Source organism: Trujillonella endophytica, assembly GCF_900110555.1.
Lineage (GTDB): Bacteria > Actinomycetota > Actinomycetes > Mycobacteriales > Geodermatophilaceae > Trujillonella > Trujillonella endophytica.
The window spans coordinates 1-1260 of the sequence record NZ_FOEE01000034.1; the positions used below are offsets into that span (position 1 = coordinate 1).

Genomic DNA, 1260 nt, shown 5'->3' on the forward strand with positions numbered 1-1260 from the left:
GCGGTCGCGTTGACCCAGACCCTGCGGTCGGTGGCCGACGCACACGGCCTGCTGGTCATGGTCAACGGCACCTGGTCGGCCAATGACGGCGGCGGGTACCCGAACGCGGCTCAGTCCGGCAACGCGCTGGCCGACGGCGGCTTCGTCGAGCACCACGACGGGCAGATCGGCTACTTCGGGCCCTACGGCTGCTCGTCGCAGTGGGCCGCGCAGTCCCCGGTCACCCGCGGTGCGGCGATCAACTACGCGGTCACCGACACCGCCGCGGGGCTGAGGGAGTACGTGGACTCGGGCTGCTACGCCTACGTCAACCAGCAGTCCAGCTACAACGGAACGGTGGCCCCCTGGGGCTCCTTCCACCCGACGGGACTGCCGTCCCGGGTCGCCTACTGAGGCCTCGAGTCCCTCGTTCGCGCTGACGCCGCCGGACCACGCGTCCGGCGGCGTCAGCGCGTTCTCGGTGCCTCGTCGCGGCTCCTCGCTGCCTACGATCGGTGCAGCCGTGCATCCGCGTCGTGCAACCGGCCTATCGGGACGTGCTGACCCCCCGTCGAGCCGCGGCGCCCGGACGGGAGGAGTCGCGATGGTCGCCGGCCGAGGATCGCGGACGCGGCTCGCCGGGTCTCTCCTCAAGGTGGTGTGCGCAGCGGCGTCGGCTGCGGCGCTGTCCCTGTCCGCCTGCGTGGCCGCTTCGTCGGTCGAGGGACGGACTCCGCCGTCAGCGCCGACGGCGGTCGTGAACAGCCCCGCGCAGCCGGCGGCGCTCTTCTACGGTTCCTCCGGCGGTGCGGAGGCGTATGCGCATCCCGGTGGTCTGGTGGTCGCCGGGCGGGACAACTACCGGGCGCGCGAGTTCCGGGACGTCTCGGTCGGTGGGGGCAGCGTGCTGATCTACATCGACGCGATCATCGACAACGCGCACGGCCGCTACCACGACATGTTGATCAACGCGTCGGGCTGCGGTCCGGCGACGTCACGCTGGCCGGGGGGCTACCGGGTGAGCTCCGCGGGGTTCCTCAACGACTTCCGGGTCGGGTCGGTGCTGCAGGGCAAGTTCCGGTGCGTGCTGGAGACGATGGTGGTCGAGAACCCGCACATGGCCGGGTTCTTCGCCGACGACCTGGGGTCGCGGTCGTGGTTCCCGGGTATCGACTGGTCGAGCTTTCCGGACAAGGCGGGGTATCGGGCGGGTGCGGTCGCGTTGACCCAGACCCTGCGGTCGGTGGCCGACGCACACGGCCTGCTGGTCATGGTCAACGG

The 1260-nt window shown here is 71.3% G+C and carries 2 protein-coding genes; both read left to right on the top strand.

The genetic code is table 11. The features are described from left to right. Positions 1 to 393 (top strand): hypothetical protein (locus BMY88_RS23150; RefSeq protein ID WP_211435797.1); only part of this gene is annotated, 393 nt, incomplete at its 5' end. 343 nt (positions 394 to 736) lie between these two features. Next, positions 737 to 1260 (top strand): hypothetical protein (locus BMY88_RS23155; RefSeq protein ID WP_139220575.1); only part of this gene is annotated, 524 nt, incomplete at its 3' end.